The sequence below is a fragment of the Roseateles asaccharophilus genome, from assembly GCF_031458115.1.
In the GTDB taxonomy this organism is placed as follows: Bacteria; Pseudomonadota; Gammaproteobacteria; order Burkholderiales; family Burkholderiaceae_C; genus Pelomonas; species Pelomonas asaccharophilus_A.
The window spans coordinates 1-22,244 of sequence record NZ_JAVDXV010000007.1; the positions used below are offsets into that span (position 1 = coordinate 1).

The window sequence follows — 22,244 nt, forward strand, 5'->3', positions numbered from 1 at the left end:
GAATTCTTCTGGGTAGGGTTGCTTGCTCTGCATGGCACCTCCGATTGGGCCTCAGTTTGAGGCTCGAAGATGTCTACTGAACCCGGGTCGATTCACACTCGAAGTGCCGGTACGTTCGCATCGTCATCTCGTCCCCAGCCTTTCACGAAGCACGATGAGCTTCTCCTCAACGCTGCGCTGCCGAGTGCCATCGAACTCAATCGATGCATGGCATGCGTCGCACAGCGAGATCAAGTCTTCATCGCGTTCGCCAATGATCACCGGCTCGTCGTAGCTGATGTGATGCACGCACTGCGCCTTCGCCAAGCACAGTCGGCACAGGCTCCCATCACGCTTCAGCACCCGCCTACGAATCTCGCCCCACTCTGGGGACTGCAGGTACGCGGGGTAGCTCTCTGAAAAGAGCGCCCACAGCGGATGGATGGTGACAGCAACCGTTGGTTCCCCAATGCGCGTCAGCAGCGAGTTCAGCTGGTCTGCCAATCGCTGCTGTTCTGCGAACTTCCTGGCCTTCTCGGCATCCCGTTCCGCTTTCCGCGCCTCTTCGCTGGGGCTCATAGCTTGCTGGTCCGTCAGTGCGTTGGGCAGAACGACAGCTCGTCGTCCCGCAGTTCGACCTTCGGTTACCGAAGCAGCTTCAGCTTTTCAGTCCGTTGGCTAATGAGCGGTCGGACCTCGCTCAGGAACTTTGGCAACAAGCTCAGGGCCTTGCTGTACGAGACGCCCTTCGGGAACTCCAGCAGGTCAAGAACTTTTGAGATCGTGCCAGTATCAACCTGGCCGGACACCATCCACAAGAATGCGACGGCCCATTGCAGCCCTTCGACGGCCTCGCGAACGGGGGCCAGCCATAGTTGTTGGGCGCAGCGAAGGGTCAGCTAGAGGCCATCGAAGAGCTTCGCCACAGGAAGCCAGTAGCGTCGGCTCGTGGTCTGTGTTGCTCCCTGTAGCGAAATCATTTGGGTCCTAAAAGATGCATACCAATCCGGGAGTGCGGCCTTGGACACTGGGGCGTTGTATGCCTGACGTAGTCCCAGCAGCCAAGCCACGCGCGGCGTGGAAAAGCTGCTGCCGCACTCGGCGCCGTTGCTGTAGGTTCCGTCATAGGCAAGGCCATAAAACGGGTTCGGCCCACTTAGCGGCAGGCGTCCGCTGCCGCAAAGGTCCTTCCCTGTGCTGTCGGTATTCATCACCGCCAGTACGTCGCCCGGGGCGGCCTTGCCTCGATACGCCAGGTAGATCGCATCGCCAATCACCTCCTTGCCATCGTTTCCGGTAGCCGCCAGCGACACGCCCAGTGCGTCAGCATCAGGTCCAAAGTCGATCTCGTGCGTCTCAACGGTCCAGGACATGCTGATGAAAAACGGCGTACCTGTCTTCATCGCATAGAGCTGGGCGACCTTTTGCAAGACGGTGATCGGTGTCTGCTGCGCCGGCCCCAGCGAATCGACGACCTTGGCAGGAATTTGCGCCACAAGCTGTGTCGCGTCTGATCGAGCCTTGTTCATGATGCCGTCTGTCGGTTGGATTTCTCCAAGCTTGGAGTGGACACCTGTGGTGACAAGGGCAATGTAGGTAAGTTCTTCCCAGAACTCCTTGGCCCACTTCTGCTGTGTGAAGAGAGGCAGGTATACAACCTTCACCTTTGGCGTCAGCTTCGTGAAGTCCGCCAACGCGGTAGCAATCTTCGAGGCGTGCAGTGGCTTCGGCGGCGTGTACGCCGGGAAGTCCGTGACGACACTGTCCTTCGCCAAAAAAGCGGGTGGCGCCCCAGGAATGAAATTCGCTGTTCGAATGTCATTCAGTGCCTTGAGGAAGAATTGCCGGGAGGCCTCGAAGGCTTCAGCTGTTGGCCAGGAATCATCAAGAACGTAGACCACTACTTCCTGCTGTGGCGGCCGGCGCTTGATCAGCGCAGCAAGCAGCTGCAGATCGGCCTGCACGCTTGACGCCTGCCCCGCACCCACTGAGTCTGCAGCAAACTTCAAGGTCAGCGGTTGGGACCAGTAGGCGTTGGTCGGGATTTCCGCGACATCAACTCCCTGCGCCTTTGCCTGAGCCCGGGCCTCTTCTTCAGCTTTCGCTTCCTCCTTCGCTTGCGCCACGGTCACCCAGCGCCATTGGCTGACCAAGGGCTCGGCCTTCCTTCCCTTGTCCAGAATGCGGCGCCAGTCAGCAACGTCGGCCGTCATGCTCTTTCCGGAAAGGACGACGTGGTAATCCGGACCGCCCTGCACACGAGGCATTCCGTAGTTCGGATTGCCGGCCATCTTTTCCTTCCATTGCATCGGAGGAATGTCAGGCAATGCCAAAGTTGCCCCAGCCTTGATGGCGCCGCGACTTGGCAATTTGTTAAGCGTTTGGATTCGATCCGCCAGTTGCTCATAGACGTCATGCGCCGCCGTCGGTCCAACGCCGAATTGCTCGCTAACTAGCTTCTCCAGCGAGTCGTCGTTCTTCACCACATACGGCTTGGTCAGCGTGGACTTGAGCAGGCCGCTGAAAGCCTTGAAACTGTCCATGTACTTGGCGTTGACCGTTCGATGAACGAGGACCAGGCCTTCGTGCGACGGGGCATTGTCATCGGCCATCGCTGCGAGCGAGGTCAAGAGTCCAATGCCAGCCAGGACGCACTGAGCCCATGACAGTTGTCGCCACTGCCGCCAACCCTCGAACGAGATCTTCACTTCTTGCTCTTCTCGGACTTGATGTCCGTCAGAGCCTGCTTCAAAAGGCCCCAGTCACTCGTACCGACACTTTCATTCGTGGTGTCGGCCCCGCAAAAGTCTGTGTGCAACGACACCTTGCCCTTCGCGGGCAGGGGTATGCGCTGGTATGTCGACCCATCAGACAACGAAACCGTCGTGGCGTAGTCCCGCACGTCCTTCCTCTCGCCACTGCAGTCCTTTGCGTTGCAGTGAAAGACGCGAATCTTGTAGGCCTTGCAGACGGGGATCGGGAACCAATCGACCGTCCCCACGGACGCAAGTTGATCGACGGGAAATGCCTTACGTCCCACCAAAACGTCTCCAGCGGGTTTGACGGAATAGGCCCAGCATGGGGAGTTAGGCACTGCCGCCTGCGGTGGCTTGCCGATGGCAACTTCGATGACAAAGGGCTTCAGCGGAACAACGTCCGTTGCGCAGTCGGGTTCCTTTTGTGCCGAAGCAAACGCGCCTGCCAAGCTGGCTGCCGTCACGACAACGTCAATTGCATCCTTGCGGTTGTCGGTTACCTGGGTGCCAATGGCGTTGATGATGAGTTCGTCGAGGTAGCTGACCGAACTCACCGTGGTCGGCGTCAACGCAAGTACGCCACCTGACGAATTGTCCAGGGCATAGAAGGTCGGGAGTTGCTTAGAGTCCGCGGTGCTGGCCATGGGAACCGGCGTGAATGCCACGCTCTCGGTCGCACCGGTCTTATCTGCAGCGGGTGTCACCTTCAACACGGTTCGAGGCACCACAAACGGGAATCCCGCGCCCTCAAGCCCGCCAGATGGCAGTGCCGCATAGGTTAGCTTGGCCTGTGGCGTTCCACAGCCGGAAAGCGCGACCGTGCCGCACACGGCCAGCACCGCGATCAGTAGACCGTATTTCATGATCTTCTCCGCTGAATGGGACGCCATCGCTCTTCCCGTGTTGGGGCGTGAATTTGGATGCCGGCGCTCTTTCAGCAAAGTATCGAGCGCCAGTGCTCGAAACACCTCATCGAATCTGATGAGGTGCGCACGTGGATCAGGCATCGACGCATTGCCCTGCCCGCTGATGCCACGACCCACGCACTTGTCGCACCGCCGCCTCGACCGGCTGGCCTGCATCCGCTTTGAAGGTCGGGGCCAGCTCCCGCAGGCTCACACGGGAAGCCAGCTGGCCGTCGGCCTGCTTTTCCCACCTAGAAGCCTTTGCAGTGCAAACCCTGTGCCGTCGGTTGACGGAGCGCAGGAAACTCGCCGCCAGGGAGGAAGAAGATGGACAAGATACCGAGCTTCCTGATCGAGTACGTCCTGTTCGGCCGTGACGGCAGCGAACGGATTGAGCGCTTCACCCAGGATGCCGGCATCGGCATCGATGTCTGGAACGCGTTTGCAAAAGACCTTGGAGCCACGGCACAAGTCATCCTGACGCCTGCGCAAAGGGTCACGGGCGTCAGGCTCGCGTCGTCGCTGCACAAAAGCATTCAACGGTTCGCCAAGGCGAGGCCTGCCCGTGCTCAGAAGGTTCGCGCGAACGTGTCGCCCATGGAGAGCTTCGTCTCCGCGAGGATTGGGCTGTTCGAGCTGATCCAGGTCGTCCTGCCCTTAACAGCTTGGTGGAGCCGCATGCAGCTCTCGTCCTTGAGGGACCCAGCTTCAACCCTGCGAGCTAATCTGCGCGACGCCATCGTGGCCCGGTTCAGCTCAGTTTCGGAGTTTGAACCGATCGTCCGGCGTGCGATGAGAGACGGATCCACCAGCATCAAGAGTCGACTCATCGAATCTGCACCGACGGTGGCGCTGATCGGCGTGTTTGATCTTCGGCGTGACCTGAAAGCATCTGAGTTTCCGGATCATCCTGAGCACCTTCCCGAATTCTTTCTCGCTAACGCCGAAGACATTGCTGATCGCGGACTCGACTTGCTCGCGGGTCAGATGGTGGACGAACTTGAGCAGTTTCGTGCGATGGAAGGGGCTCAATTCGAATTTGGCTCCAAGCCGCCTGGCAGCCCTCCCCCTCCTCTGGTGCAACGCGTCTTCACAGATCGTGCTGCAAACATTGCGGAGTCCGAAGGCATCGGCACGATCAAGGCTGACGCGGCCGCTCGCTTGTTCGACGTGGATTGCACAAGCGTGACCTGGGCCGTTATCGATGCCGGCATCGCTGCCAAGCATCCCGCTTTCCTTGATCACGGCGCGAAGGATCCGCTGGGCAAGCCGATCTTCCCGCCGCCATCGCGCGTGCGCGCCACCTATGACTTCACTCGGCTGGAAGTGATTCGCAGCTACGACCTGACCTTGTCGCCGCCGCAGTCCGAAGGCAGGGCGGCCGATATCGAGCGCGCGATAGACCAGCTAGTTGAAACGCCGGGTCGCGACGACACGCCTGCATTCAGAGAGGTTGCTCGCAGAAATCTTGAGCGAATCGCTCAGCAACTCGACAGCGAGTCTGCGCCGGACTGGGCACTGATCGAGCCGCTGATCAAGCTCGAGGCCACTGGTGGGGACGAACTGTCGTCAGACCACGGCACGCATGTGGCAGGTGTACTCGGTGCTGACTGGCGCGAGCCGGACTCCAGCGAGATCATCCTTCAAGGGGTCTGCCCCGACATCAATCTGTTGGATATGCGGGTGATTGGCGGCACTGAGGGCGGCACCGAGTCCGCGGTGATCGGAGCCCTCGAGTTCATACGCTTCCTCAACGAAAAGGCGGCCGCCCAAGAGATCGCCGTCGCAGGTTGCAACATCAGCCTTTCCATTCCGTACGACCCCAAGAAATACGGCTGCGGCGTCACACCTGTCTGCACTGCCTCTGACCGCTTGAGCAACTCAGGCGTCGTCGTCGTGGTTGCGGCCGGCAACCGGGGTTGGATCCAACAGCCGGCCGGTTTTAGCGCGTTCTCCTTCTGCTCTATCACCGACCCGGGTAACGCGCACGACGTCATCACGGTGGGATCGACTCATCGCCTAAAGCCCCATTTGCACGGCATCAGCTACTTCTCCAGCCGTGGTCCTACAGGCGACGGGCGTATCAAGCCTGATCTAGTGGCGCCTGGCGAAAAGATCCGTGGCCCGGTGCGCGGCGACACAGACGACGAGCTCGACGGCACCAGCTTTGCGGCGCCCTTCGTGAGCGGCGGCGCGGCCATGTTGATCTCACGTCACAAGGAGCTTCTGGGCGACCCCTCGCGGGTCAAGCAAATCCTCTGCAGCACGGCTACCGACCTGGGGCGAGAAAAGTACTTCCAAGGTGCCGGCCTCGTCGACGTGCTTCGAGCCTTGCAATCCGTCTAGTCAACAGGGAGCTCCGAAATGTTGCTCACCCTTGAAATCGTTCCCGCCCACGAGGGAGATTGTCTGATGTTGCACTGGGGTACGGCAGCCGACCCCAAGCACGCGCTCATCGACGGAGGACCGGGGGACGTCTACGACAAGAAGCTCTTGCCTCGCATCAACCAGATCCGGGCCAGCCGAGGGCTCAATACGCCATTGAAGCTGTCCCTTGTGATGGTCAGTCACATCGACAACGACCACATCACCGGCGTCAAGAAGCTGTTCGCCGGCATGGAGGCGCTGGTCGGCGGTTCGCCCAAGAAGAGCCCAGTCCTCGTTGACCGGCTGTGGCACAACACGTTCAACGACATCCTCGACGACGACGTCGACGAGTACTACGAGCAAGTGACGGCGTCATTCACGGCGTCGGTCGGTGGGGAGCCGAACCCCAAGATCGAGAGCAAGGTGCAGTCAGCGTTCATCGCCAAAGGCGAGCCGCAGGCAGATGCCGAGTTCCAGGCACGCGTCGTCTCAGAAATTCTCGCCGGCCAGCCCGATGGCCGAGATCTCAGGAACTCGTTCGAGGTCCTCAAGGCTGCCAACTGGATCAAGTACTCCCTCAATGCACCTTTCACGAAGGCCGGCAAAGGGACGTTGATCAAGGTCGACAAGACGCCGATGTCGGCCGACATCGAGGGTCTCCAACTCGCGATCTATGGGCCGATGCAGGCCGAGATCGAGGCGCTGCAGGCCGCATTCGACCAGTACATCAAGTCCAAGGGATTGAACGTTGAGGCGGTTTTGGCTGCGTACGCTGACAAGAGCGTGCCAAACCTGTCCAGCATCGTCTGCTACGTCGGGATGAAGAACGGGGCCGGCCAGCCTCGCACCATCTTGCTGACGGGCGACGCACGCGGCGACAAGATCATCGAGAGTCTGCGCAACACCAAGACGCTGACCGGAGCTTCGATGCACGTCACGATCCTGAAGTTGCCGCATCACGGCAGCAATCGGAATTTGGCGCCCGACTTCTTCACGACCATCACCGCTGATCACTACGTCATCTCGGCCGACGGCAAGTACGGGAATCCGGATTGCGACACCCTGAAATGGCTCGTTGAAGCACGCGGGAAATCCGCTGTCTACGACATCTACCTGACCTACAAACCCAAGGACATTGACGCAAAGCACAAAGCTGAGGTCGAGTCCAAAGGCAAGACGTGGGACGAAAAGACGATGTCGATCGAACTCTTCTTCAAGTCTGCCGTGGCTCAAGGCTACAAATTCCGTTACCACCAGGGCGACGTGCTGAAGATCGATCTGGGTGACGAGACGCTGCCCTGGTGAAGGTGCGCCTCGCGCCGCACCGGTCTTTCGTCAGGCCGGACCGGTAGACCAAGGCATCAATTCTGGCTCGTCGATTTGCGTGCAGGTTTCAATCCAAGGAGCTTCAGCCCTTCGGCCAAGCTCTGTCGGCTCTTCCAGTAGTCGGCCCACGGATCAGCCTTCTCGCTTGCCAAGTATTCGGGTGCGGTCTCCGCGCAGCTGGAAGGCGCCTCCAAAGTGAAGCATTGGGTACCCGCCGACCTGATGGAAGAAGGCCCGCCGGCGCTGGACGAAAGCCGCGTCCAGATCCTGTCCCCCTTCGACCCGCGGATGATCCAACGGCGCCGGACGAAGCTGTTCTTCGACTACGAGCACAAGTTCGAGGCCTACGTGCCCGCGGCCAAGCGCGTCATGGGCTATTTCGCCCTGCCCGTCCTGATGGGCGACGCCGTGGTGGCGGCGCTCGACCTCAAGATGGACCTCCAGGCCGACAAGCTGCTGGTCCAGAAGTGGACCTGGACCGCCAAGCCGTTCGCCGGTGCCAAGGCGGCGAACGAGCAGGCCCTGGGCGAGTTCGAGACCTTCCAGCGGCGGTGACCCCTTCAGCCGGCCGCAAAGACCGGCCTGTCGGCCGTTGCGTGGAGCTGGCGCGCGACGGATCGGGTACACCGCCTTGGCAGCCCGCATGTAAGCTCGTCGAAACAGCAACGGCCAATCAGGGAGGCAGTCTTGAGCAAAAGGGCGCCGTTCGTTTTGCCTGTCCACCCTGATCCGTGCCCGGATCTGGAGGTCGAACTTGGCCCAGACAACAAGGGTGTGGGCTGGTGGGTGCCCCAGGTGAAGCACACCTATCTTGCCAAGTACATCGACGCCACGCGCAAGGCACAGGTCAAGTTCAGCCAGCGGGTATTCATCGACCCGTTTTGCGCCCCCGGCCGCATCCAAGTCAAAGGCGAGTCATTCACCCGGGACGGCGGGGCACTGGTCGCCTGGCGGCAGTCTGTCGCATCAGACTGTCCTTTCACGTCGGTGCTGGTGGGTGACCTGGACGCGAGCCGCGCCCAAGCCTGCGCGGCCCGCCTTACCGCTGCTGGCGCGCCGGTCATCAAGTTCGAAGGCCCGGCGGCCAGCACGACGCTTCAAATGATCGAGCAGGTGCCGCCGCGGGCGCTCTGCTTGGCCTACATCGACCCGTACAACCTAGAGTACCTGTCGTTCTCGATCATCGAAGAGCTGGCGAAGCTGAGGTTTGTCGATTTCGCCGTCCACTTCAGCCTGATGGATCTGACTCGCAACGTCGACATGGAACTCGACCCAGACCGCGATCGCTTTGCCGGCGCGTCGCCGGGGTGGCGGGAGCGCGTGCCTCCCAACACCTCCAAGGCACGGTTGCCCGCCTGGTTCTTTGAAGACTGGATGGCATTGATCTCAAGCCTGGGGTTTCACGTGAGCCAGGTCATGCCCCTGGTCGAAGACGGCAAGGGGCGAGCCCTGTACCGCTTGGTCTTCTTCAGCCGGCACGCCTTTCCCGACAAGATCTGGGGCGACATCGCGAAGAGTCCGACGCGCGATCTGTTCGCCTGAAGTCAGGCACGCTGCAGGGTCTGGCCATCCGCCTGGTCGGCGGATGGCCAGTAAGGCTTCCTAGTAGTCTCGAGCGACGTTGTCCATGAACCCAGCATCAACCCAGACCGTCAGGTCCGGGTGCAGCGCTGCAAGCTTGTCCTTTGCAGGGCCTGGCGGGCTCGCCGAAAAATCGATCGAGTGGCCAAAGACGAACTCGTCCTCGCTGAGCTCCGGGTTGATTTCCCAGTCCAGCTCGTCGACCTCTTCGACGGAGAACCCCAACAGATCGGCGATGGCCTGGTTTTCAGGAACTTGCGGCGGGTTGTCCTCATCGTCATCGGCGCCGCCCCACTTGAGCTTCGCGTGAATGACGCGCACCTGTGCCTCGCCAAACAGCCGAGAGCCCAGCCGCGCGACATCCAACTTCGCCTGGACCTTCACCTCGTGGCCGTAGTACACGCGGTCAGGGTCCTGCTCGACGACCACCAAGCCATTGAGTTCCTCATCGATCGAGTCGTCGTCGTCCAAGTTGAAGTCGCCGAGGCCGTCCAGCGGGAGATCAGCCTCTGGCGCCACCCCGTTGGTCATCGCCGTTTGGGAGATAACCTCTCCGTCGTTGAGAACCTGTTCGTCGACGGCCTGCTGCAGCGCGATGACCAGATCATCCCAGTCCTGATGTACAGAAACCTGCAGCTCACTGGCGATGGCCTGTAGGGCCAGCTGAATGTCATCGTCGAACAAGCCCAACTCAGCCGCCCTGCCTTCCGCAAGATCGATGTCGGCCAGGAGATAGACCGCGTCGCGGAGCTTGTCGGCGTCGCCGGAGGCCTGAAAGGCCGCCAATGTCTGGTGGCCGAACAAGGCAGCAATCAGCTGCTGGGCATGCCCGGTCGAGATGCGCCGGCCGCGGGCCGACGCCAGTTGCTTGAGTGCATAGGCACTCGAAGAGATATCACCCATGAGGCTCTCCAGATACGCGCAGGGACCACGACCGATTACTGCCCCAGCGCCTGCGAGAACGCATGGGTAAGGGATAGGAATTCAAAAGGGGGAACTGTCTGTTTTGAGCCGGTCGCAGCTCAGGCGGACGCCTTGGATGAAATTCTGAGGCGTCTCGCGCTGTGGCGCAAGCGTCACGCTCTCTATTCAGTGTTAGTGAACGAACGTACACTAATAGCATGGCTCGGCCCAACCACGACATCAAGCACCTGCGGGTGCTGCGCGACTACTTTGCGCGGCACCGTGTGCTGCCGTCGTACGCCGGACTCGGCGAGGTCTTGGGCTTCAGCGGCAAGTCCGGCGCCTTCAAGTTCGTGCAGCGATTGACGGACGCCGGCTTGGTCAACCATGCACCAGGCGGCAGGCTGGTTCCGACGGACAGGTTCTTCGAACTGCCGCTCGTCGACCAGCATGTGCCCGCAGGACCGGGCGAGCCGGACTCCGTGTTCACCAGCTTCGAATCGTTCTCGCTGGACCGGCTCCTCGTGGTCGACCACGCCAAGACAGTCTTGGTGCCTATCCGCGGTGACTCGATGGTCGATGCCGGCGTCCTCGACGGGGACACAGCGGTCGTCGAGCGAACAGACTCAGCGCGCAGTGGCGACTTCGTGGTCGCCGCGGTCGACGGCCAGTACACGGTGAAGGAGCTTCGGTTCGATCGGAAGAAGCCGGTGCTGATCCCCCACAACACGCAGTACGAGCCCATCAGGCCGCAACAGGATTTCTTGATCCTGGGCGTGGTCAAAGGCATTGTTCGAAAGTACGGTCGGCCTGAAGGACACGCCAAGGCCCCAGGAGTGACGACATGACAACCATCAGCCGCATCGAGTGGACAGAGCAGACCTGGAACCCGACGGTCGGGTGCACCAAGATCTCGCCGGGATGCAAGCACTGCTACGCCGAGACCATGGCCGGCCGCCTCAAAGCCATGGGGACACCAGGCTACGAGAACGGCTTCGAGCTGACTTTGCTGCCCGAGCGGCTGGAAGACCCGCTCAAGCGCAAGAAGCCCACCGTGTACTTCGTGAACTCGATGTCCGACCTGTTCCACGAGCGCGTGCCCGACGCGTACATCGAGCGCGTGATGGACGTCATCGAGCGCACGCCGCATCACACGTACCAGATTCTCACTAAGCGCGGCGCTCGAATGGCCCGCTTCTTCAAGACGCGCAAGGTGCCGCGCAACGCCTGGATGGGCGTGTCCGTTGAAGACAAGAAGTACGGCGTCCCTCGCATCGACCACCTGCGCAAGGTGCCCGCTTCCATTAGGTTCCTGTCCGTCGAGCCACTGCTTCAGGATGTCGGCGAGCTGGACCTCAAGGACATCCATTGGGTGATCGTCGGCGGCGAGTCCGGGCCGAAGGCGCGTCCGATGCAAAAAGCCTGGGCCTTGGCCGTGCAGCAGCAATGCGAGGCTCAAGGTGTCGCGTTCTTCTTCAAGCAGTGGGGCGGCTGGGGCGCAGACGGCAAGCGGCGCGCAAAGGGCGCCAACGGCCGGGTGTTGGAGGGCCGGACCTGGGACGAGATGCCTAGCGGCGTGGTCGAGCGGGTCGGCGCTTTGTGATCTGAACCCAACGTCTCCTTGATTCCACGAGCATCCGTCGTGCACATTTGAGGCCATCACACAAAAGCCGCGCCCGTCGGAGCGCGGTGTCGGATGGGCCAGAAAGCACTATCAGTGGGTTCCGGGAGGGGCCCTGCCCTCCCTGGGTCGCCATAGCGAGGTGAAGCACGCGGTGCTTCGCGACTACTTGGTCGACTATTTCCTGACGTTGGTCGCGCGGCCCGAGCAGGACCAGATCAAGATCACCATCGTTGACGGCTTCTGCGGGGGCGGCCTTTACCTGAACGAGGACGGCAAAGAAGTGGTGGGCTCGCCAGTCGTGATCCTCGAGGCCATCAAAGAGGCCAAGGTGCGGGTCATGGGTGCGACCAACCGCCGCAAGGACATCCACTTCGACGTGCAGCTGCTCTGCGTCGACGCCAACAAGTCCGCGCTGCAGCACCTGCGGCAGGTCTTGACCGACCGTGGATACGCCGACCAGCTGGCTCGCAGCGAGATCGAACTGGTAGAGGGCGAATTCGCCAACCATGCACCGGCGCTGGTGCAGCGTGCACGGAAGCGCTCGCCCAAGAGCGGTCGAGCTCTGTTCATCCTGGATCAGTACGGCTACGACCAGGTGCCGTTGCAGACACTGCAGGCGATCTTCAGCACCATGAAGCGCCCTGAGGTCATCCTGACTTTCTACGTCGATTCGCTGATCAACTACCTCAGCCCGGACAACTGGAAGGCCTTCGAACGCAAGACCGGCGTTGTCGGCGCCATCACAGCCGCAGATCTCGACAAGGCAACCCGCGGCCCTGGCTGGCGCAGGAAGATTCAATCCGCGCTCTACGAACAGATCACGACCAAGTCAGGGGCGAGCTTCTTCACGCCATTCTTCGTGCGGCCTCAAAAGGGCCACGGCGACTACTGGCTACTGCACCTGTCCCATCACTGGAAGGCGCGAGACGTCATGGCCCAGACGCACTGGACCCACCACAACCACTTCGTCCAATATGCCGGCCCGGGTCTGGACATGTTCAGCACGGGGTACGCCACGAAGATCGATGACGACGGCCGGCCGCAGGCCGCTTTCGAGTTCGACGACCTGGCAAGCCAGTCCAGCAAGACCGCGCTGCTAGAACAGATTCCAAGGGCCATTGCCGCGTGCCCAGACGGCGTGCCGTTCCGCAAGTTCATCGTGGACCAGATCAATTGGACACCGGCTACCGAATCCATGATCGAAGAGGCCATCCTGGACGTCGTCCACGATCAGCAGATCGAAGTGATCGGCGACAACGGCAGCGTGCGTCACGTGCGAACAGCTATCCAGGACGATCACGTCCTGAGGTTCAGGAGGCAGTTTTCACTCGGCCTGCTCAGCAAGATGACCGCGGTGGAATAGCTGCATCGCGGCATGTGGCCGGCAACGTGTGGTGCCGACGAGCAGGACGTCGGTAGAGCGCCTTGGCCATGAGGGCGCCTCCGAAGGTTGCGCAATCGGCGTCACTCGCCCCAATGCAGCCCGTGCAGGAAGGTTTCGCGCTCAGTCGGGTCGTACAGCGCATATTGCGCAATGTGGACCATGACGTGGTCACGGATGAACTCGTCGAACTCTGACGACGGCATGGGCGGATCCGCCTTCAGGCTGTTGGCCCGCATCTCGGCAACCTTGCTTGCGGTGAACAACATCTCCCCGCGACTTCGAGGCGCTGCGGCTGACCACAGCTTGGCGCCGATGGCGCTGGTGCTGATCTCCACCATCAACGCGGAAAAGTCTTCGCGGAAGAGCGATTGCAGCGTCTTCAGCTTGCGCCGGCGTTCCTTCGTGCTGAAGGAATCTAGGTGCTGCAGGTTGTAGTGCGGCTTGAAGTAGTTGATCAGCGCGGCCTCGGCGAGGAGGATTCGATCCTTGCGCGTGAATGTCTGCCCGCCGGTCTTCTTCCAGTGGGCGTGCTCCTCTTCTGACGTCGCCGATGGTTCGACCCAGCGGTTGCCGGCGGAGGACAGCATGTTCTTGGCGCGGCCGTAGGTCAGCCCGAGGAGGAGCACTTCGTCTCGGCCACATTGGTCGGCGACATCCGCGAGGATGCGCTGCAAGGTGGTATGCCGGCTGAGTCGATCGACTGCCAATCGGTCGCCCTTCGCACCAAAGGTTTGACCGACATACAGCACCTCCAGCTTGGTGTTGTCCCCCAGTTTGTGTTTGCTCTGCGTCGCAAGAACGGCGCACGACATCTCAACCGTATGGCCGGTTTGCTCGGCCAGGACTATCCCGTGGCCAGCCGCGCTATCGGCTCGCACCGCCACGAAAGGAATCGGCGGGCTTGTGCGGCCGAGCTGCGCCGGCGTCAATGTGAATGACACGGGCTCCCACTCCTGGTATCCCTCACCGTGGACCAGAAAGTCGCCGTAGAGGTCGCCGCCCTTCACCTCGAGGGAGAGGGGATCGATCGAAACTCGGTGGCGCCGGCAGATGAGGTAGATGTTCGAGCCTCGCAGCACCTCCCGGAAGCCAGGATCTTTGCCGAGCCGGTAAATGTCCGACGGGCGGAACATCACCGGGGCATCGGAATACAAGATCAAGCCTGCCTCCGCGAGGTACTTGCGCTTGATGTCGCCTGGACCGTCGTCACCCAATCCCGTTTCCCGCGGTTGCTCCATGCTCCCCTTCTCCTCGTCTGCTCAACTCCGTTTAGTTTGAGCGCTATGTATGACCCTTCCGATTGTGCCGATGCGCTCCCTGTGAACTAGTGCACTGCCATCAAGACCTGGCCCCTTGCGCGAAAAGGCCCAGCTCATTGGGAGGATTCACTTTGCCGACGGAGAGCTTGGATGAAGACTCGCGCACGGCCTGGACGACCGCGAAGGAAGCCACGCGGCTTCAATCTCCGGGCCGACTCCACACCTGCCAATGGGCATCCACGCCAAGTGCGCGAGGAACGTAGTCAAAGGTCAACGTGTCAGACTTGACCGTGCCACTGGAAGGAACCAAAAAGGTGACGCTGCCTGAGTGGCGGCCATCCTTCTTCGGTGTCAAGTCGACTGTCTTTTGGACGTCCAACCCTGCTTCCTTCCATCGGCGCAGCTGGTCTGCGAAGAGTCTCTCAGCGGCGGCTATGAGCTCTTCCCTCAGTCTGTCCTTGGTGTATTCGTTCATCGCCTGACTGTCTCAGTTCTTGATTTCATACCAGCCCGTCCTGCGTTCCATCCTGGCTGTCGCAACAGATCGCCTATGCAAGTCCCACGACAGCAAAGTACTGCCGCGGCAGGTGGCCAGAATGCGAATGAGGGGCTGGGTGCGCTGACCAGGCTGGGCATGTCCGCACAACAGGCGGCCGCCCAACTCAACCGCATCATCGACCAGCAGTCCTTCACCTGGGCGGCGGACGACATCTTCCTCGGCTCCGCGGTGTTGTTCACGCTGCTCATCGGGGTGGTGTGGATGTCCAAGCCCTCGATGTCCTCAGCGCCGGTGAACGATGGCGGCGCCCACTAGCGCGACGCCGTTGCCGGAGACCCTGCGTTGACCGGCGGCGCGACGGGCCACGAATTTTTCGCTTGGCCCGTCGCCACGTCTGCAGCTCACGCGGTCGCTCGTACGCGCACCTGGACGGCGCCTTCAAGCTGAATAGCCGGAAAGCTCTGTCAGCCCAGATTCCAAGCGCCGCCCCTGTACTGGAACGACCCATCGATCACGCCCGCCAGCCAGACGGCCACCGTTGCCGACTTTCCTAGGCCAAACAGAACGCGTGGCGTGTCGGTGGTGTCAAGCACGGCAACAGGCAGCTCCGGAAGCATGCCCGTCCCGATGCCGCCTTCCGGCCAGGTGTTGTTGAAGTCACGCTTCAACGCTAGGCGAGACGTGGCTTTGCCCAACGTGAAGAAGGTTTCATGGCGGACCAGCCAGTAGCACTCGACCGACGAGGCGGTGTAGCGCTCCTGGCGCCGCAGGAAGTCACGGAGATTCTGGTAGGACCGCTGCAGCTCGATCGCGAAGGTGCGGCCGTTGACCGAGAACAGGACGTCTGCCTCCCATCTGCCCCCGCTCGGTGACCGGCCAGGTGCCTCATCGCGGCCTTGAATGCCCATGCCGAGCAAAGCGGCCAGCACCGACGCCTTGCCGTCCTGATGCCACACCGTCTCGGGCGCGGTGGCGCACTCATCCGACAGGTGAGCAAAGAAGGGCAAGCCGTTGATGCTGGTCTTTAGCACGGCCGGCGCCTTGCAACACGGCATCACGAAGTCGCCGACGGTAGCGGACCGCTTCAGCTCTTCCCAGGCTGCGATGGGGAAGGTGCCGGCGTCCACCGGTACGCCTTCGCGTGTCCAAGCTGCCTGAGTCATGTATTGTTCCTTTGGCCCTGAAGTACGCCAAAAGTGGCGGCTCCACCAAGCTCATTGTGGCGCTGCAGACGCCGCTGAATTGCTCTGATCGACTTCGCATCTCGCCTGCCCCAGATAGTGCAGGAATAGCTTCCGATCAGGGATCAACGAGTTGGCGGTAGGTGCATCGCCGCCATTCGTGCTCGCAGCAACGCCCTCATCTGCTGCACGCCGGTGAACGGCGTTAGAGTCAGCGACCATCGGCATACCCGGCGTGCCGGCCACAAACAAGATAACGCCGCAGGGAGGAACAATTGAAGCTCACTCGCATCTACATCGAGAACTTTCGGAACTTTCGAGAGATCGACATTGCCGTTGACGGCAACCTGGTCATCGTCGGCGAGAACAGGGTCGGCAAGAGCAACCTGCTGCACGCTCTGAGGCTGGTTTTCGACCCCTCGTTGCCAGACAGTGCTCGCCAGCTGACGCGCGCCGATTTCTGGGATGGCATCAGTGAGCTCGAGGACAGCAAGATCACCATTTCTGTCGACATTCAGGATTTCAGCGACGACATGGACGTCCTCGCCCTCCTGACCGACTTCAGGCTCGACGATGACCCCGAAACGGTGCGGCTGACCTACGAATTTCGCCCCAGGGAAGACCTTGCGGGCTTCCCTCAAACCGACGAGGACTACGAGTTCTGCTGCTATGGCGGCGAAGCCGATAACAAATCGTTCGGCCATGACGTGCGCCGGCGGATCGCCATGGACGTGCTGCCGGCCCTGCGCGACGCCGAGGGTGATTTGGCGACCTGGCGTCGCTCCCCCCTACGCCCGCTCCTCGAACGAGCGTTTGCCGACGTGCCCGATGAAGACCTGAAGAACATCAGGGACGAGGTGGCCGGCGCTTCTGAAAAGCTCGCTGAGCTGCCCACCATCACGGAGCTGGAGAAGTCCTTGAGTGACCTGTTCGCCCAGATGAGCGGACCGAAGCAGGATATCGACCTCAGTATTGGATTTGGCACCACGGATCTGCGCCGGCTGTTCCGCAATCTGAGGCTTCTGATGGATCAGGGCCAGCGGTCCATCTCCGAGGCCAGCCTTGGGTCGGCCAACGTCGCCTTCCTGACGCTGAAGGCGCTGGAACTCAGGGAGCTGATGAAGGAGGGGCGGCGCAACCACGCTCTGCTGGCGATCGAAGAACCTGAGGCCCACCTTCACCCGCATCTGCAGCGATCCGTGTATCGCCACCTGTTCGAGACCTTTGCCAAAGCAGAGGACGACGACCAACGTCTGTCGCTGATCCTCACAACCCACTCTCCACACATCGCGAGTGTTGCGCCACTGCGCTCTCTGGTGCTTCTCCGCGATACGAGTCAAGAAGGGACCGTCGCCACTTCCGCTGCAGAGATCGACCTCGACGAAGACGATGAGGAAGACCTGACCCGCTATCTGGATGTGACGCGCGCCGAGATGCTCTTTGCCCGCGGCATCGTCCTCGTGGAGGGAGATGCCGAGAAGTTCCTGATGCCGGTGTTCGCTAAGAGCTGCGGTCACGACCTGGACCATCTGGGCATCACGGTGTGCTCCGTCGCCGGGACGAATTTCACCCCATATGCAAAATTCTTGACCGCCTTGGGCATCCCTTTCGCCATCGTGACGGATTGGGATCCGCGCGAGGGTAAGAGTCCATTGGGGGCCAGGCGAAGCCTGAACTTGGTAGACACGATCGAGACGACCCGAACTGGGGCGTCGCCAAAGGCGCTGCTGAAAGAGCTTGATGCCTTGCCGACTTACACGGAGTTCTGTGAACGCTGCGAGGAGTTCGGCGTGTTCTCGAACAACCACACGCTGGAGGTGGATCTTTTCAAGGATGAAGACTTCACCGATCCGATCATCGCGACGCTTCGAGAAACACGCTGGGGGCCAGAGCGCACCGATTGGATAAACGAGTGGGACGCCGACCCGAAATCTCTCGATGCCGAGAAGTACCTGAGCATCATCGACGCCGTTGGCAAAGGCCGGTTCGCGCAGCGACTTGCGACTCGGGTCGCCGATGTCCAGCCGCCGGGCTACATCTCCCGTGCCATCGACCACGTCGTCGGCCGTGTCTGAAAGGGCCGCTTACCTCCGCGCCGCGGAGCAGTTGAAGGGCAATGCCGGGCAGTGGGCAGCGTACGAGTCCAAAGCGCACTGCGTCGTGCTCGCAGGGCCGGGCAGCGGCAAAACGAAGACTCTGGCCGCCAAGGTCGCGCGCATGCTGGCGGAGGACGTTCACGAGCCTCGCGGCCTCGCGTGCATCACATACAACAACGAATGTGCCCGCGAGCTGGAAGATCGGCTGGCGGCCCTTGGCGTCGAACCAGGCGGCCGGGTATTCATCGGGACGGTCCACTCGTTCTCGATGACGCAGATCATTCTTCCCTACGCGAAGACCGCCAAGCTCGGCCTGCCCGACAACGTCGGCGTGGCGACGGAGACTCAGCGAAATCGCGCGCTCGCCGCGGCCTATGAAAGCACGATCGGAGGCCCTGGGAATCCAGACGAAATGAGCTTTCCGCTCAGCAACTACAGGCGAACGCATATCGATCGGACCGCTGCAGCTTGGCGCGATACGAGTCCCCGCATGGCGGCCCTCGCTGAGGCCTATGAAGCGGAGCTGCGGGCCCAAGGCGTGATTGATTTCGACGACATGCCAAGGCTCGCTTTCGCGGCCCTGAAGCAGAACGCATGGCTCGGCCAAGCCTTGTTGGCTAAATTTCCGATCCTGGTCGTTGACGAATACCAGGACCTCGGCACAGCACTGCACCGAATGGTCCTCGGGCTGTGTTTCAAGGCGGGGATTCGTCTATTCGCGGTGGGTGATCTGGACCAGTCGATTTATGGCTTCGCCGGCGCCAAACCGGGCCTGCTGCACAAGCTGTCCGAGCGAGACGACGTCGAGACTATCCAGCTGAAGCTCAACTACCGCAGCGGTACGAAGATCGTTGCCGCCGCCCAAGCAGCCTTGGGTGAGGATCGGAACTACAAGGCAGCGGACGATGACACGGTCAGTGACGTGTTCATCGAGCGGCTTGCTGGCAATTATTTAGCGCAGGCCAGAGCGCTGATCAACACGCTGCTGCCCAAAGCGCTCGAACGGCATGAGGACTTGAGCTACAAGAACGTTGCCGTGCTCTATCAAGCTGCATGGGTTGGCGACGAGGTATTTGCTGCAGCTGCGGCCGCTGGAATACCGACTGTTCGCAGTGACAAGAAGTCGCTGTACCCGAAGACCAGCCGACTGATGCAGTGGCTGGAGCAATGCAGCCATTGGTGCTGCGACGGATGGAAGTCTGGAAAGCCGAGGTTCTCGAGGCTTGCCAGGGATGGCCAACGTCTGTTCGCTCAGGCGCTGTGGGGCGAAGCGCAGGTTCTCGCGTTCCATCGGCAGCTATTGGCGTGCCTATGGGAGCGCCGCGACGGCGCAGTCCGCCTGACGGACTGGCTCGATGCGGTGGAGGCAGCTGTAGTGGACCCGATGGCGGCGGCCTGCCCTGATCTGAACGACGAGATAGAGGCGTTCACCGCTTTCGCGGCGCGGGTGTCCGATGGCGGCCCCCACAGCGGCATGAGCCTAAGCGAGTTTGCCGGCGTCGGAGACTTCGGCGATCGCCTCACGCTATCGTCGCTGCACAGCTCCAAGGGGCGGGAGTTCGACATCGTCTTCCTGTTTGGAGCTGACGATCAGCGCCTCCCCGCAGGCGCTGAAAATCGACGGCTGTTCTATGTGGGCTTCACGCGTGCCAAGCGGGAAATTCACCTGACCCACAAGATCGGCAGTCCTTCTCCGTTTGTAAAAGAGGTCGAGGCGCATCTGGCCGCTGCCGATGACGACTAGCGCCCTCGGATGACAAGCCGTCAGTCCGGGCTGTCTTAAGCCGGATAAGGCTTTGGGCGCCCTGCCTCACCCATTTGCTGCCAAACGCTGCGATAGGCGAGCCTCGGCGCCACCTCCCGAAAATCTTGGGCCAGGCCTTCAGCGTCCCTCGAAAACGAGACGACGGCACGACCTTCAAGCTCAGGAAAGACCTCCAGCTTCTGCATCGTGCCGCCAATGGTCACCTCGGTCGCGGACATGAGCAGGCTCGCGATGTCATCCTCGATCCTCATGCTGTCTGCACTGAGAAGCTTGGCACGCTCAAGATCCGGCTCAATGCCCGCCTTGCGAAGTTCGGCCACGTTCATCTTCTTGCCTGCCTTTTTCTGGAACAGGCGCCTGAGCTTCTGCGCAAAGTCGTCACCCACGGGTGACGTGTGCGCGCCGATCACAAAAATGCTGTCGTCTCGAATCGGGTGCTCGAATTGGTTTCCGTTGGGCCCCGAAATGTGGGGCCACGCCAGCCTGCCGGCCCAGGGCCGTGGATCCTCATCGGAATAGCCGAAGAGCAAGAATTGCACTTGCGCCGGCTTGGGTCTTGCATACGAAGACAGCCAGTGCGTTCCGGCGTCCGTGAGCATCTGGTAGAGCTTGGCTGGTTCGGGTTTTGGTCTCGTCGGTCCATCGACCACCAACTGTGACACTGCGCGGATGAATGAGTTGGCGATGGAGAGGGCCTCCGTGCAGTCGCCCGCGAAGGCCAGCCCCAACTCTGTCTCGAAGTACGGATTCCTCCAGGTCGCTGTGGTGTAGTCCAGGGTATCCATCGAGTAGCACCTGACCGGCACCCGAAACAGCTTGATGGTCTCGTTTTGCATCGATACCCAGTCGCCGTTCGCGTCTTGCCGCGAAATTCGGCTGTCGGCGACGGCGGTGATGCGCTCCCTCGACCATGACCGGTCCAGCCAGCAATAGGCAATCGTCATCCCGTTCTCCTTGAAGATGTCCTGCGCCAGACTAGATTCGGCGCAGATCTTGGTTACGTTCCAAGAGGGCGGCTGCCCAATCGATGAAGACCCGCACGGTTGCATTCAGGTACCGGTTGGGGGCGTAGAGCACGTGCACCGGGATCACCTCAGTGGGCCAGTCTTCCAACACCGGCAAGTCCGCCATGAGATACATGCCTATGTCGGTGCCGAGATAGGCGATGTCGTCCATGCGCCCTGCAGCCGCCCCAGCGGCCGACTGCAGAAGGACGTCTCTGACAGAGAGGGTGGCCGCGGCGGCAGATGTCATGGCTGTACAGTCTCAGGAGTGGTGGCAGGCTGCATCAGATCACCGCCGGTCAAACCGCTTGGCCCTTCGGCTCTGCGCTCCGGACCGACTCGCGCTGTGCATAGGTCTCGGCCACAAAGTCGATGAAGGCCACCGCAGACGCCACCGCCAGGCGAGCGTGGCGAGGCTGCAGTCCTCGATGCTGGCCGTCACGACCGTGGCCGGTGCCGTAAAGCCCGCGCAGCTGGGCAAGGTTGTTGGTGAGCTGCGTGAGGTTGCGCAGGATCAGGCGGATGTTCTCCGCCCCCTTGGTTTCGTCGGTGATGCCCTCTGGCACGAGTTGAAGTTCCTTTGTCACCTTCTTGGTCAGTTCGCCCAAGTCTTCAGACTTCGTGAACGCGACGCCGCGCTTGTTCAGCAGCGATTTGCAGCAGGACTCGACGAGCTCCTTTGCAGTGCCGATGGCCAGGGCTGGGTCTCGATCAACGGCTTGTTCCAGGCGCTCGATCTCTTTGGCCATCCATCCGGCATCCAAAGCGTCGGCAACCGTCCTGGCCCTCAGCACCGCACGCGCTGTGGTGTTCCTCAACGGCCGGTACGAAAAGCGCGGACGGCCGGCGATCAATTCCTCTTCAACGATCTCCCAGCCTGCATGACGCAACTGATCGTTGAAGTGGCGTACGAGCTTGATCGCCTCGTCACGGTTGGGTCGGACCACTGGATGCACGGTCTCACAGAGGAAGCGGAGAAACGCCGCAGCCGGTCCGTCGAGCAGGTTGAATCTGCTGTCGGTGTACACCCAGTCGCTGTCCCAATCGTCGTTGTTGAAGCGGTGCTGCCAGATGTCGCCTGCCGCGTCCTTGTAGCGGGAGTCGTGGGAGGGCATGCTTTTCAGCTCGTACAGCCTGCTGAGAAATTCGACATCGTCGAGCGTGCCGAACCAAGCGACGCTCTCCAGCTTGAGGCCGTCGATGATGTTTTGCCGGACCTGGCGGGGCAGCGTGATGTCATTGCCAACGCCCCCGTCCTGGCCACCACTGCGCCAATCGGGCCGACTTGCCTTGGCGGGCACGAAACGCACGGAGTACCAGTCCTGTGTCTCCGGCTCAAGGACAGTCTTCACCCGCGCCGCGATCTGCTCCTCAATCTGGCTGCGCCGAGCAGCCAGGCGCGCGAAATCCGAAGGCGGAAGTTCGAGGCGCACCTCGTAGATGTCCGTACCTCCGTTCCAATTGTCGTAGCCCACCTGCTCGACGGTGGCCGGACAGGTGCGTACCAGGGCGGCCGCCTCGTCGAGATGCTCGGCCTTGAGCAGTTCGTGCACAGTGGCGAGCGTTTGCTCAAGCGAGTCCATGTCTACCTCTTCGTGAATTCAAGTTGGCATTC

General features: G+C 61.3%; 20 protein-coding genes. 10 read left to right on the plus strand and 10 right to left on the minus strand.

Annotated elements, in window-relative coordinates; genetic code table 11:
- Positions 1-123: 123 nt before the first annotated feature.
- The 3 genes from J2X21_RS17235 to J2X21_RS17245 all read right to left on the minus strand — a co-directional run bounded on the left by J2X21_RS17235 (position 124) and on the right by J2X21_RS17245 (position 3,742).
- Positions 124-558, minus strand: coding sequence for an HNH endonuclease (locus J2X21_RS17235; RefSeq protein WP_310330638.1), 435 nt, complete (start codon positions 556-558; stop codon positions 124-126).
- Between the two features lie 320 nt (positions 559-878).
- Complete coding sequence (locus J2X21_RS17240) at positions 879-2,687, minus strand: hypothetical protein (protein ID WP_310330640.1); 1,809 nt, start codon at positions 2,685-2,687, stop codon at positions 879-881.
- The gene (locus tag J2X21_RS17245; RefSeq protein ID WP_310330642.1) at positions 2,684-3,742 is read right to left on the minus strand and encodes a hypothetical protein; all 1,059 of its coding nucleotides are present in this window, start codon (positions 3,740-3,742) and stop codon (positions 2,684-2,686) included. The genes J2X21_RS17240 and J2X21_RS17245 overlap by 4 nt, the downstream gene beginning before the upstream one ends.
- A 225-nt stretch (positions 3,743-3,967) precedes the next feature.
- On the opposite strand from J2X21_RS17245, the gene J2X21_RS17250 reads away from it, so the two are divergent.
- The 4 genes from J2X21_RS17250 to tcmP all read left to right on the plus strand — a co-directional run bounded on the left by J2X21_RS17250 (position 3,968) and on the right by tcmP (position 8,875).
- Complete coding sequence (locus J2X21_RS17250) at positions 3,968-5,986, plus strand: S8 family serine peptidase (protein ID WP_310330644.1); 2,019 nt, start codon at positions 3,968-3,970, stop codon at positions 5,984-5,986.
- 18 nt (positions 5,987-6,004) lie between these two features.
- Positions 6,005-7,312 (plus strand): ComEC/Rec2 family competence protein, encoded by a 1,308-nt coding sequence (locus tag J2X21_RS17255; protein ID WP_310330646.1) that lies wholly within the window; start codon positions 6,005-6,007, stop codon positions 7,310-7,312.
- A 216-nt stretch (positions 7,313-7,528) separates the two neighbouring features.
- Positions 7,529-7,888 (plus strand): DNA glycosylase AlkZ-like family protein, encoded by a 360-nt coding sequence (locus J2X21_RS17260; RefSeq protein WP_310330648.1) that lies wholly within the window; start codon positions 7,529-7,531, stop codon positions 7,886-7,888.
- A 240-nt stretch (positions 7,889-8,128) separates the two neighbouring features.
- Positions 8,129-8,875: a three-Cys-motif partner protein TcmP gene (gene tcmP, locus J2X21_RS17265; protein ID WP_310330650.1), complete on the plus strand. Its 747-nt coding sequence runs from the start codon at positions 8,129-8,131 to the stop codon at positions 8,873-8,875.
- 60 nt (positions 8,876-8,935) lie between these two features.
- On the opposite strand, the gene J2X21_RS17270 is transcribed toward tcmP, so the two are convergent.
- The gene (locus J2X21_RS17270; protein WP_310330651.1) at positions 8,936-9,817 is read right to left on the minus strand and encodes a hypothetical protein; all 882 of its coding nucleotides are present in this window, start codon (positions 9,815-9,817) and stop codon (positions 8,936-8,938) included.
- Positions 9,818-10,035: 218 nt separating this feature from the next.
- Here J2X21_RS17270 and J2X21_RS17275 point away from each other — a divergent pair, with 218 nt between their 5' ends.
- The 3 genes from J2X21_RS17275 to J2X21_RS17285 all read left to right on the plus strand — a co-directional run bounded on the left by J2X21_RS17275 (position 10,036) and on the right by J2X21_RS17285 (position 12,804).
- Positions 10,036-10,665 (plus strand): LexA family protein, encoded by a 630-nt coding sequence (locus J2X21_RS17275; protein WP_310330653.1) that lies wholly within the window; start codon positions 10,036-10,038, stop codon positions 10,663-10,665.
- On the plus strand, positions 10,662-11,420 hold the full coding sequence (locus tag J2X21_RS17280; RefSeq protein WP_310330655.1) for a DUF5131 family protein: 759 nt from the start codon (positions 10,662-10,664) through the stop codon (positions 11,418-11,420). Before J2X21_RS17275 ends, J2X21_RS17280 begins: the two co-directional genes overlap by 4 nt.
- A gap of 160 nt (positions 11,421-11,580) precedes the next feature.
- On the plus strand, positions 11,581-12,804 hold the full coding sequence (locus tag J2X21_RS17285) for a three-Cys-motif partner protein TcmP (protein ID WP_310330657.1): 1,224 nt from the start codon (positions 11,581-11,583) through the stop codon (positions 12,802-12,804).
- A 101-nt stretch (positions 12,805-12,905) separates the two neighbouring features.
- Here the strand turns inward: J2X21_RS17285 and J2X21_RS17290 are convergent, their stop codons facing one another.
- Both J2X21_RS17290 and J2X21_RS17295 read right to left on the minus strand, forming a co-directional pair.
- Positions 12,906-14,063: a hypothetical protein gene (locus J2X21_RS17290; protein WP_310330659.1), complete on the minus strand. Its 1,158-nt coding sequence runs from the start codon at positions 14,061-14,063 to the stop codon at positions 12,906-12,908.
- Between the two features lie 220 nt (positions 14,064-14,283).
- Positions 14,284-14,559: a hypothetical protein gene (locus J2X21_RS17295; RefSeq protein WP_310330661.1), complete on the minus strand. Its 276-nt coding sequence runs from the start codon at positions 14,557-14,559 to the stop codon at positions 14,284-14,286.
- A gap of 159 nt (positions 14,560-14,718) precedes the next feature.
- Here J2X21_RS17295 and J2X21_RS17300 point away from each other — a divergent pair, with 159 nt between their 5' ends.
- Entirely contained in the window at positions 14,719-14,898 is a 180-nt protein-coding gene (locus J2X21_RS17300) for a hypothetical protein (RefSeq protein WP_310330663.1), read from the plus strand.
- 149 nt (positions 14,899-15,047) lie between these two features.
- Here J2X21_RS17300 and J2X21_RS17305 read toward each other — a convergent pair whose 3' ends face one another.
- Positions 15,048-15,710: a competence protein CoiA family protein gene (locus J2X21_RS17305; RefSeq protein ID WP_310330665.1), complete on the minus strand. Its 663-nt coding sequence runs from the start codon at positions 15,708-15,710 to the stop codon at positions 15,048-15,050.
- Positions 15,711-16,039: 329 nt separating this feature from the next.
- Between J2X21_RS17305 and J2X21_RS17310 the strand changes: the two genes are divergently transcribed.
- Together J2X21_RS17310 and J2X21_RS17315 are read left to right on the plus strand one after the other, a co-directional pair.
- Complete coding sequence (locus J2X21_RS17310) at positions 16,040-17,839, plus strand: ATP-dependent nuclease (protein ID WP_310330666.1); 1,800 nt, start codon at positions 16,040-16,042, stop codon at positions 17,837-17,839.
- The gene (locus tag J2X21_RS17315; protein WP_310330667.1) at positions 17,808-19,604 is read left to right on the plus strand and encodes a UvrD-helicase domain-containing protein; all 1,797 of its coding nucleotides are present in this window, start codon (positions 17,808-17,810) and stop codon (positions 19,602-19,604) included. The genes J2X21_RS17310 and J2X21_RS17315 overlap by 32 nt, the downstream gene beginning before the upstream one ends.
- A 35-nt stretch (positions 19,605-19,639) precedes the next feature.
- Here J2X21_RS17315 and J2X21_RS17320 read toward each other — a convergent pair whose 3' ends face one another.
- From J2X21_RS17320 to J2X21_RS17330, 3 genes are all read right to left on the minus strand, one after another.
- The gene (locus J2X21_RS17320; protein WP_310330668.1) at positions 19,640-20,569 is read right to left on the minus strand and encodes a hypothetical protein; all 930 of its coding nucleotides are present in this window, start codon (positions 20,567-20,569) and stop codon (positions 19,640-19,642) included.
- A 31-nt stretch (positions 20,570-20,600) separates the two neighbouring features.
- Positions 20,601-20,801 (minus strand): hypothetical protein, encoded by a 201-nt coding sequence (locus J2X21_RS17325; protein WP_310330669.1) that lies wholly within the window; start codon positions 20,799-20,801, stop codon positions 20,601-20,603.
- 127 nt (positions 20,802-20,928) lie between these two features.
- Positions 20,929-22,212, minus strand: a complete 1,284-nt coding sequence (locus tag J2X21_RS17330; RefSeq protein WP_310330671.1) for an abortive infection family protein — start codon at positions 22,210-22,212, stop codon at positions 20,929-20,931.
- Positions 22,213-22,244 lie beyond the last annotated feature (32 nt).

Coding starts and splice junctions, on each gene's coding strand:
- J2X21_RS17245 (WP_310330642.1), bottom strand. CDS start 3,742: ATGCCTGATCCACGTGCGCACCTCATCAGATTCGATGAGGTGTTTCGA.
- J2X21_RS17270 (WP_310330651.1), bottom strand. CDS start 9,817: ATGGGTGATATCTCTTCGAGTGCCTATGCACTCAAGCAACTGGCGTCG.
- J2X21_RS17250 (WP_310330644.1), top strand. CDS start 3,968: ATGGACAAGATACCGAGCTTCCTGATCGAGTACGTCCTGTTCGGCCGT.
- J2X21_RS17255 (WP_310330646.1), top strand. CDS start 6,005: ATGTTGCTCACCCTTGAAATCGTTCCCGCCCACGAGGGAGATTGTCTG.
- J2X21_RS17325 (WP_310330669.1), bottom strand. CDS start 20,801: ATGGACGACATCGCCTATCTCGGCACCGACATAGGCATGTATCTCATG.
- J2X21_RS17275 (WP_310330653.1), top strand. CDS start 10,036: ATGGCTCGGCCCAACCACGACATCAAGCACCTGCGGGTGCTGCGCGAC.
- J2X21_RS17300 (WP_310330663.1), top strand. CDS start 14,719: ATGTCCGCACAACAGGCGGCCGCCCAACTCAACCGCATCATCGACCAG.
- J2X21_RS17320 (WP_310330668.1), bottom strand. CDS start 20,569: ATGACGATTGCCTATTGCTGGCTGGACCGGTCATGGTCGAGGGAGCGC.
- J2X21_RS17235 (WP_310330638.1), bottom strand. CDS start 558: ATGAGCCCCAGCGAAGAGGCGCGGAAAGCGGAACGGGATGCCGAGAAG.
- J2X21_RS17330 (WP_310330671.1), bottom strand. CDS start 22,212: ATGGACTCGCTTGAGCAAACGCTCGCCACTGTGCACGAACTGCTCAAG.
- J2X21_RS17290 (WP_310330659.1), bottom strand. CDS start 14,063: ATGGAGCAACCGCGGGAAACGGGATTGGGTGACGACGGTCCAGGCGAC.
- J2X21_RS17280 (WP_310330655.1), top strand. CDS start 10,662: ATGACAACCATCAGCCGCATCGAGTGGACAGAGCAGACCTGGAACCCG.
- J2X21_RS17295 (WP_310330661.1), bottom strand. CDS start 14,559: ATGAACGAATACACCAAGGACAGACTGAGGGAAGAGCTCATAGCCGCC.